Raw genomic sequence first — 13,998 nt, 5'->3', positions numbered from 1 at the left:
CGCTAGACGAAGCTCGATGCCAGCGAGCCCATCAGCAGGGCCCACCCGTCGACGAGGACGAACAGCAGCAGCTTGAACGGCAGGGAGACGAGCATCGGGCTCATCATCATCATGCCCAGGCTCATCAGCACGCTCGACACCACGAGATCGATGACGAGGAACGGCAGGAACAGCATGAAGCCGATCTGGAACGCGGTCTTCAGCTCGCTGGTGACGAAAGCCGGCAGCAGGATCGAGAACGGCACCTCCGCCGGGCTGGCGAACTGCGGTGCATCGGCAATGTCGGCGAACATCTGCAGGTCGCGCTCGCGCGTCTGGCGGATCATGAAGGCGTGAAACTCGTCGCCCGCCAGCTCGATCGCCTCCTCGGCGTTGACCTGGCCGGCGGCATAGGGCGCGATCGCGGCCTCGTTCACCCGTTCCAGCGTCGGCGCCATGACGAACAGCGACAGGAACAGCGACAGGCCGATCAGGACCTGGTTGGGCGGCGATTGCTGCAGGCCCAGCGCCTGGCGCAGGATCGCGAGGACGACGATGATCCGGGTGAAGCTGGTCATCATCAGGACCAGCGCGGGCAGGATCGTCAGCAGCCCCATGACCAGGAGCAGCTGGAGCGACATGCTCAGCGGTTCGCCGCCGGCCCCGCCGAGTTCGCCGAAAGCCCGGTCGAGCGCGCCGGGAACGGCCGCCTGGGCCCGCGCGGCGGCCGGCAGCGCGAGGGCCGCCAGCGCCGCGGCAATCGCCGGGAGACGCTTCATTTGCCGTTCTCCGCGATCGCCGGGCCTTCAGGCGCCTGGCGGGCCGGCGCCTCGGCCAGGCGGGTCAGCCCCGCGCGCGAGGTGGAGACGAGGATCTCGCGCCCGTGGAACTCGATCACCGCGAGGCGCATCGTCGGCGACAGCATCGTGGTTTCCACCACGCGCACGGCCTTGGCGCCCCCGCCCTGCGGCGCGCCGAACTGGCCCTGCATCTTCTGGGCGAGCTTCAGGCTGCCCCAGATCATCAGGCCGATCAGCGGCAGCAGGATCAGCAGCTTGAGGATGTACCAGCCCATCAGGCCGCGCTCCCCTCCGGCTGGCGGGTCGTGACCTCGATCGGCGGCGCGCGCCGTTCGCGCGGGGCGCCGCCGCGCCCTTCGCCGACCAGCTCGAGGATCCGCAGGCCGAACCGGTTGCCCTCGGCCACGACTTCGCCCTTGGCGATCATCTTGCCGTTCACCAGCACGTCGAGCGGTTCGTCGGTCAGGCGATCGAGCATGACGACGCTTTCTTCCGCCAGGTCGAGCACTTCGCGCAGGTTCATCTGCGTGCGGCCGAGTTCGACGGTGAGGCGGACGTCGATGTCCTGGATCAGGCCGAAGCCCTGGTTTGCATCGGTCATTGGGAATCCTTTCCGGGGGTTATCGGGCCGGTGAAAGTCTGGGTAATCTGCAGGGCGACCTGGTCGTCCACTTCGCCCACGGTGCCGCGCGCGATCACCGCTTCGCCGATCTGCAGCGGCACGTTGCGCGCGACCATGATCGGCAGGACGGTGCCCGGCTGGATCGCGGCGACGCGGTGGAGCGGCATCTCCATGTCCACCAGCCGCGCGCTGGCCGCCAGCGGCAGGTCGCAGAACGGCGCCTCGTCGATCCCGCGCTTGCGGCGCGAAACCGGGGCCCGGCGGGCCGAGGCGCGCTTGGGCAGGAGCGAGGCGAGCGCGGCGGTCTCGAGCGCGAGGACCAGCCGCCATTCGCGCCCGTCGGAGCCGGTGACGGCCAGGGCGAGCGCGGTCAGTTCCGCCTCCGGCGCGAACGGCGCGAGCAGGTCGGCGGGCGAGGCGTCGTCCTCGGCCTTGAACTCCAGCCCGGCCAGTTCCCCGGCCACGGCGGCGATCACCTTGCGTTCGAACCGGCGCGACAGCAGGCGCGCGGTATGCGGCAGGGCAGGCGGCAGTTCCTCGCCGATCTGGCCCGGGCCGCCGAACGTGCGATCGAGCTGTTCCAGGATCGCGCGCCCGTCCACCGCCAGGGCCAGGACGTGGCCGGCCACTCCGAAGCGGTGGCGGCTGATCGCCGCGAGCGGCGGGCACTGCGCGGCCAGCTGCGCCCCCTCGATCGCCTGCGATCCGAGCGAGGCGATCCGCACGCCGGCATCCTCGGCCAGTTCGGCGACGCAGGAATGCAGCGCCCCGCACAGGCGGGCGCCGAAACGCTCGAACTCCGGGCCCAGGTCGGCGATCGGCTCGCGCTGGCTCAGCAGCGCGTCGCAATGGCGCGCCGCGCGGCGCGCGGAGGGGGAAGGCGCGGCCTTGCTCATTGGACGATGAAAGTGCGGAAATAGATGTTGTCGACGCCGCCGAAGCCTTCCTGCTCGACCAGGACTTCGTTGACCGCGTCGGTCAGCCGCTTCTGCAGGCGCACCTTGCCGGCGCTCGAAATCACCTCTTCTTCCGGCGTGTCGGCCAGTTCGACGAGGATGCGCGAGCGGATCGCGAGCTGGTGTTCGTGCAGCCACATCAGCACGCGCCCGTCGCGGCGGGTGGAAGCGGCCAGGCTGACCTGGATCAGCCCGCTGGTATCCTTGAGGTTGGAGGTGAAATCCTCCGCGAAGCTGAAATAGGCGGTGCGGTACTTCGTGCCGCCTTCGCCGTGGACCAGCTCGACCGCGTCCTTCCCCTTGGCGGCCGGCAGGGCATAGGGGTCTTTCTCCCCCTTCAGCACGAACTGCGGCCCGGCCTCGCGCGCGGTGGCATCGGCGGTCTGGATCACGCCCGCGGCCATCAGGCCGAACACGGTGCCGCCCCCGGCGCCGACCAGCGCCAGGCCGAGCAGCGCGAACTTCATCACGCCGCGGCCCCTGGCGGGCTTGTCCTGCTTTGCCTTCTTGTCACTCATTCCTTCGGTTCCTCGGTTCTGGCTGTCTGTTCGGGTTCAGGCGTAGACCGCCGCGCGCCCGTCGCTGCGCGGCGTGCCGGGCTGGCTGCCGCCGTCGGGCCGGGCATCGCGCCCGCCGTCGCGGCGGTCGCGGCCATTGCCCTCGGCGGGATTGCCGTCGGGCCCGTGGCCGTCGGCGTTGCCCTCGCGCTCCGCCCCGGCACGGGCGGATGGGCCGCTGCCGGCCTGGCCGGTGCCATTGGCCGGCGCGCCGTCGCCCTGGGCGAAAGCCGGCGCCGGGCGCTCGGCCACCGCGGCGGCGATTGCCCGGTGCGCCTCCGGATCGGCGGCGGAAAGCTGGACCGAGAGCTGCCCGTCGCGGCGCTGGTCGAACCGCAGCGACAGGTCGCCGAACTCGGCATGGTCGAGCGCCAGCGTGGCCGCCTTCGCGGTCACCGCCTCGCGCGCGGAGGCGAGGCTGTCGACGATCCGGCCCAGTTCACGGGCGAGCTGGGTCTCGATCGCCGGCTTGTCGGCGGAAAACGGGGTCGCGCCCTCGCCCGGCGCGGCGGGCGCGGCCATGGGCGAAAGCGGCTGGACGGCGGTGTTCGCGCCGGCCGGTGCGGCAGGCGCGACGGCGGCGAAGGCGCTTGCCTCGGCGGCGGCGCGGGGCGCGGCGACGGGCGCTTCGCCCTGCGCGGCCCGGGCATGGCCGGCGCCATCGCGCTGACCCGCCTCGCGCCCGCCCGCCGTGTCGGCGGCGAGCGTCGTGGCCTGAACCGATGCGCCGTTGGCCGGGCCGGTCGCAGAGCCGCCGGCCACGCTTTCGCCCTGCGGAGCCTGCGCGCGCGGCGCGACTTCGAGCGCAACCATCGGGCGGCTGGCCGGGATCTGCGCCTGGGCGGATGCGGGCTGGACCGATGCGGACTGGCCGGGTGCGGGCTGGCCGGTTGCCTGGGGCTGGCCTTGGTCGGCGGTCTGCCCGGTGGCCTTGCCGGCTGGATGCAGGTTCACGCCATCGGCTGTGGCGGGGATGGCAGGGCTGGCCGGGGTCGCCGGGGTATTCGCCAAGGCGGCAGGCGGCAACTCGCCGCCCCCGGCCGGCAAAGTCTTGCCGGTTCCGGCAATTGCCGGCACGCCGGCAAGCGCAACCGGCAATTCGCCGCCCGTGCCGCCGCCGGCGGTCTCGCCGCCAGCAGTCTCGCCGCCTGCAGCCTCACCCCGGGCTTCGCCCTGCCCCGCCCCCTCGCCGTCTTTCGGCGCGACGGGGGCGAGCGCGGTGCCGAGCATCGCGAGAAGCGCGGAAAATCCCCCTTCCGCGGATGGAGCCTCGCCTGCGGCGGGGCGCGGTTCGCTGCCCGCCGGGCCGGCGGACATCTGCGTTTGCGAAAGGAGCTGCGAAATCATGGGCCTGCCGTTCTGCGTCTGCTACGCAGGCCATTATTCAAGATGCGTGCCAGTTTTCCTTGCACGGGGAACGTCGTCGCGCGCCGCCTTCTCCCCGATCGCGCGGGCGAGGTCGCGGCACCCCTCTTCGGCGCGTTGCAGGCGCCGGTCGGCAACCGCCAGCTGGGCCAGGCGGTCGTCCGCCGTGCGCCGGGCATCGGCGGCCTGGCGCGCGGCCGTCGCGCCCAGTTCGTTGAGGTGCGAGCCGAGCACGCTCGCGCTGCGCAGGTCCGCCCCGTCGCGCGCACCGTCGCGCAGGGCATAGACTTGCGCCAGCGTGCGCGTCCGGTCCGAAAGCTGCTCCAGCTTCTGCCGGACGGCTTCCGCCCGGTGCGCCTCGGCCGCGGCCTGGCGCTGCTCGGCGCAGCGCATCCGCTCGATCAGGCGGGCACGGCGAAGGCGGGCGGCGTCACTGGTCATCGCCGATCAGCTTTTCGAGTTCGGCCCGCGCCCGGCCCAGCGGGACCCGCTCGCCGACCGCCTGCCCCAGGAAGGCCGCGATCTGCGGCTGGAGCGCGATCCCGCGGTCGATCAGCGGATCGGCGCCGGCGCGATAGGCGCCCATCAGCACGAGATCGCGATTGCTCTCATAGGCCGAAACGAGCGCCCGCAGCTTGCGCGCGCAGGCATTGTGGCCGGCATCGGCAACGTCCGACATGACCCGGCTGAGCGAGGCGCCGACGTCGATCGCCGGATATTGCCCGCGCTGCGCGAGATCGCGCGAGAGGACGATATGCCCGTCGAGAATCGATCGCGCGGTATCGACCACGGGATCGTTCTGGTCGTCGCCATCGGCCAGCACGGTATAGATGCCGGTGATCGAGCCGCCGCTCTCCGCCGAATTGCCGGCGCGTTCGACCAGCTTGGTCACCGTCGAGAGGGCCGAGGGGGGATAGCCGCGCGCGGCGCCCGGTTCGCCCAGCAGGATGCCGATTTCGCGGGCCGCGTGGGCAATGCGGGTCAGGCTGTCCTGGATCAGCAGGACGCGCAGGCCCTGGGCGCGGAAATACTCGGCCAGCGACGTGGCCAGCAGGGCCCCGCGCAGCCGCAGGTTGGCGGCATGGTCGGCGGGCACGGCGACGACCGCGGTGCGCGCCGCGGCCTCCCCCTGCATGTGCCGTTCGACGAAATCGGAAACCTCGCGCGCGCGCTCGCCGATCAGGCCGACGACGACCACGTCGGCCTGCGCCCCTTGCGCGATCATGTCGATCAGGACCGACTTGCCCACGCCCGAACCGGCCATGATGCCGACCCGCTGACCGACGCCGAAAGTCGTCAGCGCGTTGATCGCGCGAATGCCGGTATCGAACGGTTCGCGCACGCTGGCACGGTCCAGCGCGCCCGTGCGCTTGCCCCCCGCGGGCCACTGGGCCCCCGCGTGCAGCGGCGGCCCGCCGTCGATCGGTTCCCCCAGCCCATCGACCGCGCGGCCGAGGTAGGCCGGGCCGACCGGGAGCATCCCGGGCCGCCCTTCCGGCCTTACCGCCACGCCCGGGCGCAGCAGCACGCTGTCGCCCAGCATCATCATCATCGTGCGCCCGTTGCGGAACCCGATCGCCTCCGCCGTCAGCGTCGTGCCCTTGCCGTCGTCGATCCGGCACAGGCCGCCGATCGGGACCGAGAGCCCGCTCACCTCGATCAGGCCGCCATCGCAGGCCGCCACCCGCCCGAACCGTCGGGGGGAGAGATCGAGCGGCGCAGCCGAAAGCTCGCCCAGCGTCGCCTCGGCCAGGGTCAGCACTCGCCGAACGCCTCCGCCAGGATCCGGCGCCATTGCGCCGGCCCGTCCTCGATCCCGCCGTCCTCGCTGTCGATCCGCAAGCCGCCGCGCTCGATCGCGGGATCGGGCACGAGCGCGATCCCTTCGGGCAGGCGGCTTTCGACGAGGGCGAGGTCTTCGGGATGGAGCAGCACGCGCCGTTCGTCCTGCGCGCGCTGGAGCATGGCCACGGCCTTTTCTACCCGCGCCGCGAGCCCTTGCGGGTCGATCGCCAGCGGCAGGACCGCGTCCTCGCACAGGGCGAGGACGGTCTGGCGCAGGCGCTCGCGCAGGGCATCGGCGCTGGCCGCGTCGAAGCGGGCGAAAGCCAGCTCGATCGCCTCGCGCCGGCCCTCCTCCTCGGCGGCGCGCTGGGCCGCGTGGGCTTCCGCCTCGGCCCGGCCCTCCTCGAACCCGCGGCGATAGGCCTCCGCCACCGGGTCGGGCGCCGGCTCCGGCGCGGGGTCCTGGGCGCGCTCGGACGGCCCCTTGAACAGGCCGGAAAAGCGTGGATCGCGGGCGAACCCGCCGCCGCCGCGCAAGCGGTCGAGCGGCAGGGTGGCCCTGAGCGCGGCGGCGCTAGACATAGTCGTCGTCTCCCCCGCCGCCGAACACGATCGTGCCGTCGGCGGCGAGCTTTTTCGCCACCGCGATGATCGCCTTCTGCGCGGCCTCCACGTCGGCGCGCTTGATCCGGCCGCGTTCCTCGATCTCGTCGCGCAGGCCATCGGCCGCGCGGCTCGACATGGCGGCGAAGAACACCTCGCGCTGCGGCTCCTCCAGCCCCTTGAGCGCGTCGATCAGCAGTTCGCTTTCGACCTCGCGCAGCAGCTGGCCCATCATCTGCGGGTCCAGCTCCAGCAGGTGCTCGAACTTGAACAGCTCGCTCTCCAGGTCGCGGGCCAGTTTCTTGTCCAGCTTGTTGAGGCCGGGCATCACGCGCTTTTCGACGCTGCGCGCGGCGCTGTTGATGATTTCCGCCGCCTCGCGCACGCCGCCCATCTCCAGGCGCTTGATCCCGTGGACGCCGGCAATTCGCGCGGCGAGCGTTTCCTCGAGGATCGCGATCGCTTCGGGCGAGACCGGGCCGAGCTTGGCGATGCGGTGCACCACCGGGGTATGGAGCGGCTCGGGCAGGCCGGCGAGCACCGCGGCCGCGGTCGCCGGCTCCAGCTGGACCAGGAGAACCGCGATCGCCTGCGGGTGCTCGTCCTGCACCAGCGGGATCAGCACTTCGGGTTCCAGCCACTGGGCGATTTCCAGCGCCGGGGTGCGCGGGGCGTTTTCCGGCGGCGCGACGCGGCGCATGATGCTGTCGGCCTTCACTTCGCCGAGCGCGCCGGTCATCAGCTTGCGCACTTCGTCCACCCGGCCATGGGCCGAGATCCCGGCATTGCCGGCGGTGCTGGCGAAACTGGCGATGGCATCGGCGATCGCGCTCGGCCCGATCTCCCCCATCTCGCACATCTTCGCGCCCAGCGTCCGCAGCTCCTCGGGCGAAAGGCCGGCGAGCAGCCGGGCGGCGTCTTCCTCGCCCAGCAGCATGACCATGACGGCGGCGCGATCGGCGCCATCGAATTCGATCGGTACGCTCATCACGCGACCCCTTCGGTGCTGCGGTTCTCGCCCAGCATCCGGCGCAGGGCCAGCAGCGCGTCGTCCGGCTGTTCGCGCGCGATCCGCTGGGCCAGCTCGATCTGGGCCGACAGTTCCTCGCGGCTCGGCTCGTCGGGGCGGGCCGGCAGCGCGGTGCGCGGCGTTTGGGTGATCATCGTCGGGTCCTCGCCCTCGGCCAGGGCCTCGTCGCTTTCGCCCTCGCGCTTGCCGGTCACGCTGCGCATGATCGGGCGGACGACGAAGAACAGCACCAGGAGGACCGCGATCAGGGCCACGCCGTTGCGCACGACCATCGCGAACCACGACTGTTCCCAGAACGGGATTTCTTCCGCCACGACCGGTTCGAACGGGCGGACGACGACCGCGACGGTATCGCCCCGGTCGGGATTGGCGCCGACCGCGGCGGCCACGAGCTGTTCGAACTTCTGCAGGTCCGCGGGCTTGGCATCCTTCAGCGCATCCTGGTTCAGCGCGACCGCGACCGACAGGCGCTTCACGCTGCCCGGCGCGATGTTCGACACGGCGACCTCGCGCCCCAGTTCGTAGGTGCGGGTCGCGCGGCTTTCGCCGATCTCGTTGGCCGCGCCCTGGGCCGGGCCGCCCTCGGGCGCGTCTTCGACCGCCTCGGGCGCGGGCGGCGGGGTATTGGCGAGGACGCCGGGGACGCCGGCCGCCGGGCCCATCGCCGCCGCGGTCGAGGTCTGCGTCGTCTCGCGGCGCACCGCGCCGTCCTTGTCGTAGCTTTCGCGGGCCGAGGTCACCTCGTTCATGTCGAGCGCGACCTGTATCTCGCTGGAGAAGTTCTCCGCCCCGATCATCGGGGTCAGCAGCTGGTCGATCTGCGAACGCAGCTTCGCCTCCATCCGGCTCTGAAGTTCCAGCCCGTCGCTGTCGCCGCCCTGCGGTTCGGACAGGAGCCGCCCGTGCTGGTCGACGATGCGGACCGAATCGATCGACAGCCCCGGCACCGACCCGGCGACGAGGTTGGCGATCGCGGTGACCTGCGAATCCGAAAGCTGGCGGCCGCGCGCCATGCGCAGCATGACCGAGGCGGTCGGCGGCACGCTGTCGCGCACGAAGACCGAGCGTTCGGCCTTGGCCAGGTGGACCCGGACCGATTCGACCCCGTCGATTTCCTTGATCGTCAGCATCAGGTCGCGTTCCTGCGCCGCGCGCAGGCGGTCGCCCTCGAGCGTGCGGCTGGCCCCCATCGGCAACGAATCGAGCAGTTGCTGGCCGGTCTCCGGCGTCGCGAGCGCGCCGTCGGAGGCGACGACCATGCGCGCGCGGTAGAGATCGTCCTCGCCGACGCTCAGCGCCCCGGTGTCGTTGTCGATCGTGTAGTCGATCGATGCCGCGTCGAGCGCGCTGACGACGCCGGCACGCTCGGCATCGCCGAGCGAGGAGTAGAGCATCCGCTGCGGTGCGGGCGAGAGCCCGGCCCAGACGAGCGCGAGCAGGCCCGCGAGCGCGAGCCCGGCGAACCACGGCAGCGCCTTCTTCACCGCCGGCTGCGCGACGAACTGCGCCGCGCGGTCGCGGAACGAGCCGCCGCCGCCGCGCAGCGGCGCGAGCAGCGAGCCCGGGGAGGCATTGGCGGGAACGAGTTCGCTCATCTATCAGACCCCCATCCGCATGATGTCCTGGTAGGCGGACAACAGCTTGTTCCTGACCTGCAATGTCGCCTCGAAGGCGACGCCGGCTTCCTGCCGCGCGAGCATGACTTTCGCGATGTCGGTCACTTCGCCGCGTTCGTAGCCCTCGGTCAGCGCGGAGGCGCGCGACTGGGCCTCGTTCACCCCGTCCAGCGCATCGCGCAGCGTATCGGCAAAGCCGCCGCCGGCGGCCGGTTCGGCGGCGGGCGCGGCGCCGCCGACCTCGCGCGTCTGGTGGATTTCCTGCAGCGTGCTGGACCGTTCCAGGATCTGCTGGCGCAGGGCCATGATCTGCTGGACCGAGCCGGCGCCGCCCATCCCGTTGATCGCGCTCATCGGCGGCCTCCCACGGCCAGGCCGGCTTCACGGAAAGACGCCAGCCGGTAACGCAGCGTGCGCTCGGAAATGCCCAGCTGGCGCGCGGCCTCGGCCCGCTTGCCGCCGCAGGCGTCGAGCGTTTCCATGATCGCGCGCGCTTCGGAAAGCTGGACCACTTTCGACAGTTTCCTGCCCGCGACCGGCCCGGTGGGGGCGGCGGGCATGTCCCCGGCCGGGGCGGCCTCTGCCGCTGCCGGCGCGGATACTGCCGGCGCGGCGGGCGCGGCGGCTTCGCGATCGACCAGGCGCGCCGGGCGATCGAACACGATGTGTCCGGTGCCGATCGCATCGACATCGCCGGCCAGGACCAGGGCCCGGCGCATGACGTTTTCCAGTTCGCGGATATTGCCCGGCCAGCCGTGCTGCTTGAGCATGGCGATCGCGCCGTCGGTCAGCCACGGCACTTTCGCCCCCCGCGGCGCATGGCGCAGCAGCATGGCGAAGGCGAGCGGGACGATGTCGGTCGGCCGCTCGCGCAGGGCCGACAGCGTCATCGGGAAGACGTTGAGGCGATAGAACAGGTCGGCGCGGAAGCGGCCTTCCTCCACCTCCAGCGGCAGGTCGCGGTTGGCGCAGGCGATGATCCGCACGTCGACCTTGACCGGGGTGGTCGCGCCGACCGGAACGACTTCGCCTTCCTGCAAGGCGCGCAGCAGCTTGGCCTGGAGCGAGAGCGGCATTTCCGCGATCTCGTCGAGCAGGAGCGTGCCGCCCTCTGCCGCGCGGAAGAAGCCTTCGCCGGCCGCGTTGGCGCCGGTGAAGGCGCCCTTCTGGTGGCCGAACAGCAATGCCTCGAGCATGGTTTCGGGAATGGCCGCGCAGTTGACCGCCACGAACGGCTTGTCGCGCCGCGCGCTGCGATTGTGGATGAACTGCGACAGGACTTCCTTGCCGGTGCCGGTCGGCCCGTTGATCAGGACCGGGATGTCGGTCTGCGCCAGCCGGTCGGCCAGCGCCAGGACCGAAAGCGATTCCGGGTCGGCCGCGACCGGCCCGCCGCCCGCCCCGGCGACCAGCGCGACGAGCGCGCCGAAGGTCGCTTCCGAAACCGGGTCGGCATATGTCAGCCTGGCCCCGGTTCCCTGGCGGTCGATGGCCGGCCTGTCGGCGCGGTCCAGCGCAATGGCATTGGGCATCCTGCCCGCCCCCGCCTCGCCGGCATCCGCCAGGTGCACCGGCCGGCGCGGCAGGAGCGAGGATGCAATGCCCGCGAACTTGCCTGCCACCGGTGCGTGAGCTTTCTCGAAGCCTTCCGTCCGCTCGATCGTTCCCACTTCAGCCCCCTGCTGATTAACCAAGTTCCGTTCGCGAGCGGTATTGGAGCCGGCATGGGCAACATCGACTTAATGGTTAACGGCGAAATCAACTTAAGGGAAAATACGTATCGGCCGAAATCTGCGCCGACCCCCTAAAACTTTTCGCGGCCCTGCCGGTCTTCGCTCCAGCTACCGCCCAGGATGGGTTTCTCGGGGGGAGCGTTCGAAGAGCATTGTGGGAGTTTGAACAATGGCTGTTATCAATACCAACACCAGCGCGATGCGTGCGGCGAATGCCTCGACCGCGGCCGACAAGGCCCTGGGCACCGCGATGGAGCGCCTGTCGACCGGCAAGCGCATCAACAGCGCGAAGGACGACGCCGCCGGCCTCGCCATCGCCACGACCATGACGGCGCAGGTCCGCGGCATGAGCCAGGGCATTCGCAACGCCAACGACGGCATCTCGATGGCGCAGACCGCCGAAGGCGCGCTGAACGAAGTCACCAACATGCTGCAGCGCGTCCGCGAACTGGCCGTGCAGTCGGCCTCGGGTTCGTACCAGGATTCCGATCGTGGCTACATGGATTCGGAAGTGACCGAGCTGAAGGCGCAGATCGCCAGCATCATCTCGGACACCGAGTTCAACGGCAATGCCGTGTTCGACACGGCCGCCGACGTGACGCTCGACATCCAGGTCGGCGCCAACAGCGGCGACACGGTCACGCTGACCTCGACCGCGATCACGACCGACATGTCGACCCTCGCGGTGGATACCTCGGCCAACGCCAGCACCACGATCGACACGGTCGACGCTGCCCTGGCCGAAGTCGCCGCGACGCGCGCTTCGCTCGGTGCCGGGCAGAGCCGCCTCGAATCGGCGGTCAACAACCTGAGCAACAACGTCACGAACCTCTCCGACGCGCGGTCGCGCATCGAAGACACCGATTATTCGGCTGAAACGACCGCGCTCGCCAAGGCGCAGATCCTCAGCCAGGCTTCGACCGCGATGCTGTCGCAGGCCAACCAGAGCCAGCAGAACGTTCTTTCGCTGCTGCGCTGATTTCTTCTCCGAAGAAGACCGGGCCCGGGGCTGGATTTCCAGCGCCGGGCCTTTTTTCGCGCTTAGCCGCCGGCCCCGGCGGCGCGGACCGGCTGGGTCAGCAGGGCCAAGCGGCATGCGGCGAAGTCAACGTCGCCCAGCCCGCCTGCCAGCGCGCATTGCCCGGCCGCGACCTGTCGGTCGCCGACGGCGACCGCGCCATCCAGCGGCATGACCAGCAAGGGCCCGCGATAGCGCGCGGCGACTGCCGCGCCGGGGGCACCGGCCACGCGGTCGAGCCGGAAACGCGGGCCATCCACCAGTGTCGCCGCGCCTTCGCCCGTGCTGCGGCGATAGCGCGCGGCGTCGTAAGGCGCGCCTCTCGCCACCGCGACCGCTTCGTCGAGATGCAGGTCGCGCGGGCGGCCATAGTCGTAGAGGCGATAGGTCACGTCGCTGTTCTGCTGGATCTCGACCAGCGACAGGCCGGGCCCGATCGCGTGGACCGTCCCGGCGGGAAGATAGAAGAAATCGCCGGCGCGCACCGGGTGCCAGACGAGCAGCCGCTCGATCGAGCCGTCGAGCGCGGCGGCGCGGATCGCCTCGGCCGACAGCGGCCGTTCGAACCCGATCGCGAGCGTGGCCCCCGGCTCCGCGTCGAGCACCAGCCAGCATTCCTCCTTCCCGCGCGCGCCGGGCGGGGCCTGGGCATCGTCGGGATGGACCTGGACCGAGAGCTTCTCGCTCGTGAACAGGTATTTCGCCAGGATCTCGGGCAGTTCGGGGGGCGGTTCGAACCAGATTTCCCCGATCCGCTCCCCTTCCGGCGCGGCGAAAGGTTCGGGCAGGCTGTCGCGCCCCCAGACCTTGGCCACGGCCCTGGTGGGGAGCAGGCGCCCGCTCATTGCCTGCGCGCCCCGTCGAGCTTGCCGACGCGCTGCGCGCCGCCGGCGCTGGTTACCAGCACCTCGTCCCCGTCGACCACCACGATCACGTCGTCGAGGCCGATGCACGACACGCGCGGCCCGTCGCTGTCGACCATGACATTGCGGCAATCGACCAGTTCGGCCGGGCCGCGCGCCACGTTGCCCTGCCGGTCGGGCCCGCCATCCCGCGCGTCGCCGCCGGCGCGGCGCGCGTCGCGCAGCGCGGACCACGAGCCGATGTCGGACCAGCCCATCGCCACCGGCACCAGCGCGGCGCGGCCGGTGTTCTCCATCACCGCGTAGTCGATCGATTCGCCCTCGACTTCGGCGAAAGCGGCTGCGTCGGGGTGAAAGTGCGCGCCGTCCCAGGCCCCCTGCGCCACGGCGCGGGCCGCGCCTTCGGCCATCGCCGGCCGATAGGCGGCGAGTTCTTCGCGGAACGTGTCGGCGCGGAAGGCGAAGATGCCGCCGTTCCAGTCGAACCCGCCCGCGGCGAGGAAGGCGCGCGCCCGCTCGGCATCGGGTTTCTCGACGAAGCGGGCGATCTCGCACCCGCCACCCTCTATCGGTGCGCCACGCTCTATATAGCCATAGCCGGTTTCCGGCCCGTCGGGCGCGATGCCGAAGGCGACCAGCCGCCCTTCGGCGGCCAGACCCGCCGCCGCCGTCACCGCGCGGCGGAAGGCATCGGTATTGGCGATGTGGTGGTCGCTGGGGCAGACGAGCATGATCGCCTCGCCCGGCAGGAGGTTCGCGGCGAGCGCGATCGCCGGGGCCGTGTTGCGCGCCGCCGGTTCGACGACCAGCCGCATGTCCGGCGTTCCCTGTTCCTCCACCAGCGCCACGTGGCGCTCGCCCGCCACGACCAGCGGCGGGGCGAACCCTTCGCCGGAGCAGCGGGCCAGGGTCTGTTCGAACAGCGAGCTTTCGCCCAGCAGCGGCAGGAAAGGCTTGGGCCGCACCGCGCGGCTGCGGGGCCAGAGACGGGTGCCGCTGCCCCCGCACAGGATGATCGGGTGAATCGTCTCGCTCATGCCCGCCCCGTCATCGGCCACCTCGCGCCCGAGG

Annotated in this window: 17 protein-coding genes; 2 read left to right on the top strand and 15 right to left on the bottom strand. The window is 71.4% G+C overall.

What is annotated here, in order from left to right; all coding sequences use genetic code 11:
- Window positions 1–2: 2 nt before the first annotated feature.
- The 13 genes from fliP to GRI72_RS12740 are packed head-to-tail and all read right to left on the bottom strand — an operon-like array spanning window position 3 to window position 10,935.
- Window positions 3–758, bottom strand: coding sequence for a flagellar type III secretion system pore protein FliP (fliP, locus tag GRI72_RS12800; RefSeq protein WP_160734321.1), 756 nt, complete (start codon window positions 756–758; stop codon window positions 3–5).
- Window positions 755–1,054, bottom strand: a complete 300-nt coding sequence (locus GRI72_RS12795) for a flagellar biosynthetic protein FliO (RefSeq protein WP_160734320.1) — start codon at window positions 1,052–1,054, stop codon at window positions 755–757. Before GRI72_RS12795 ends, fliP begins: the two co-directional genes overlap by 4 nt.
- A complete protein-coding gene (gene fliN / locus GRI72_RS12790) occupies window positions 1,054–1,380 on the bottom strand; it encodes a flagellar motor switch protein FliN (protein WP_160734319.1) in 327 nt (108 codons plus the stop codon). The genes GRI72_RS12795 and fliN overlap by 1 nt, the downstream gene beginning before the upstream one ends.
- On the bottom strand, window positions 1,377–2,297 hold the full coding sequence (locus GRI72_RS12785; RefSeq protein WP_160734318.1) for a FliM/FliN family flagellar motor switch protein: 921 nt from the start codon (window positions 2,295–2,297) through the stop codon (window positions 1,377–1,379). The genes fliN and GRI72_RS12785 overlap by 4 nt, the downstream gene beginning before the upstream one ends.
- Window positions 2,294–2,875, bottom strand: a complete 582-nt coding sequence (locus tag GRI72_RS12780) for a flagellar basal body-associated FliL family protein (protein ID WP_160734317.1) — start codon at window positions 2,873–2,875, stop codon at window positions 2,294–2,296. Before GRI72_RS12780 ends, GRI72_RS12785 begins: the two co-directional genes overlap by 4 nt.
- Window positions 2,876–2,911: 36 nt before the next feature.
- A complete protein-coding gene (locus tag GRI72_RS12775) occupies window positions 2,912–4,261 on the bottom strand; it encodes a hypothetical protein (RefSeq protein ID WP_160734316.1) in 1,350 nt (449 codons plus the stop codon).
- Between the two features lie 33 nt (window positions 4,262–4,294).
- Window positions 4,295–4,720 carry a hypothetical protein gene (locus GRI72_RS12770; protein WP_160734315.1) on the bottom strand — a complete coding sequence of 142 codons (426 nt, stop codon included), beginning with the start codon at window positions 4,718–4,720 and terminating at the stop codon, window positions 4,295–4,297.
- A complete protein-coding gene (locus GRI72_RS12765) occupies window positions 4,710–6,041 on the bottom strand; it encodes a FliI/YscN family ATPase (RefSeq protein ID WP_251105008.1) in 1,332 nt (443 codons plus the stop codon). The genes GRI72_RS12770 and GRI72_RS12765 overlap by 11 nt, the downstream gene beginning before the upstream one ends.
- On the bottom strand, window positions 6,035–6,646 hold the full coding sequence (locus GRI72_RS12760) for a FliH/SctL family protein (protein ID WP_160734313.1): 612 nt from the start codon (window positions 6,644–6,646) through the stop codon (window positions 6,035–6,037). The genes GRI72_RS12765 and GRI72_RS12760 overlap by 7 nt, the downstream gene beginning before the upstream one ends.
- Entirely contained in the window at window positions 6,639–7,655 is a 1,017-nt protein-coding gene (gene fliG, locus GRI72_RS12755) for a flagellar motor switch protein FliG (RefSeq protein WP_160734312.1), read from the bottom strand. The genes GRI72_RS12760 and fliG overlap by 8 nt, the downstream gene beginning before the upstream one ends.
- Window positions 7,655–9,292 (bottom strand): flagellar basal-body MS-ring/collar protein FliF, encoded by a 1,638-nt coding sequence (gene fliF / locus GRI72_RS12750; RefSeq protein ID WP_160734311.1) that lies wholly within the window; start codon window positions 9,290–9,292, stop codon window positions 7,655–7,657. Before fliF ends, fliG begins: the two co-directional genes overlap by 1 nt.
- A gap of 3 nt (window positions 9,293–9,295) precedes the next feature.
- Window positions 9,296–9,667 carry a flagellar hook-basal body complex protein FliE gene (gene fliE, locus GRI72_RS12745; RefSeq protein ID WP_160734310.1) on the bottom strand — a complete coding sequence of 124 codons (372 nt, stop codon included), beginning with the start codon at window positions 9,665–9,667 and terminating at the stop codon, window positions 9,296–9,298.
- Complete coding sequence (locus GRI72_RS12740; protein ID WP_337191192.1) at window positions 9,664–10,935, bottom strand: sigma-54 interaction domain-containing protein; 1,272 nt, start codon at window positions 10,933–10,935, stop codon at window positions 9,664–9,666. Before GRI72_RS12740 ends, fliE begins: the two co-directional genes overlap by 4 nt.
- A 6-nt stretch (window positions 10,936–10,941) precedes the next feature.
- On the opposite strand from GRI72_RS12740, the gene GRI72_RS12735 reads away from it, so the two are divergent.
- Together GRI72_RS12735 and GRI72_RS12730 are read left to right on the top strand one after the other, a co-directional pair.
- The gene (locus GRI72_RS12735; RefSeq protein ID WP_160734309.1) at window positions 10,942–11,121 is read left to right on the top strand and encodes a hypothetical protein; all 180 of its coding nucleotides are present in this window, start codon (window positions 10,942–10,944) and stop codon (window positions 11,119–11,121) included.
- A 94-nt stretch (window positions 11,122–11,215) separates the two neighbouring features.
- Window positions 11,216–12,025, top strand: coding sequence for a flagellin N-terminal helical domain-containing protein (locus GRI72_RS12730; protein ID WP_160734308.1), 810 nt, complete (start codon window positions 11,216–11,218; stop codon window positions 12,023–12,025).
- A gap of 62 nt (window positions 12,026–12,087) precedes the next feature.
- Here GRI72_RS12730 and GRI72_RS12725 read toward each other — a convergent pair whose 3' ends face one another.
- The gene (locus GRI72_RS12725; RefSeq protein WP_160734307.1) at window positions 12,088–12,909 is read right to left on the bottom strand and encodes a class I mannose-6-phosphate isomerase; all 822 of its coding nucleotides are present in this window, start codon (window positions 12,907–12,909) and stop codon (window positions 12,088–12,090) included.
- Window positions 12,906–13,964: a mannose-1-phosphate guanylyltransferase gene (locus GRI72_RS12720; RefSeq protein WP_160734306.1), complete on the bottom strand. Its 1,059-nt coding sequence runs from the start codon at window positions 13,962–13,964 to the stop codon at window positions 12,906–12,908. The genes GRI72_RS12725 and GRI72_RS12720 overlap by 4 nt, the downstream gene beginning before the upstream one ends.
- Window positions 13,965–13,998: the final 34 nt, after the last annotated feature.

Source organism: Pelagerythrobacter marinus (assembly GCF_009827515.1).
Lineage (GTDB): Bacteria > Pseudomonadota > Alphaproteobacteria > Sphingomonadales > Sphingomonadaceae > Pelagerythrobacter > Pelagerythrobacter marinus.
Note: the sequence above shows the minus strand (reverse complement) of the source record. Positions and strands in the feature narration are given on the sequence as shown.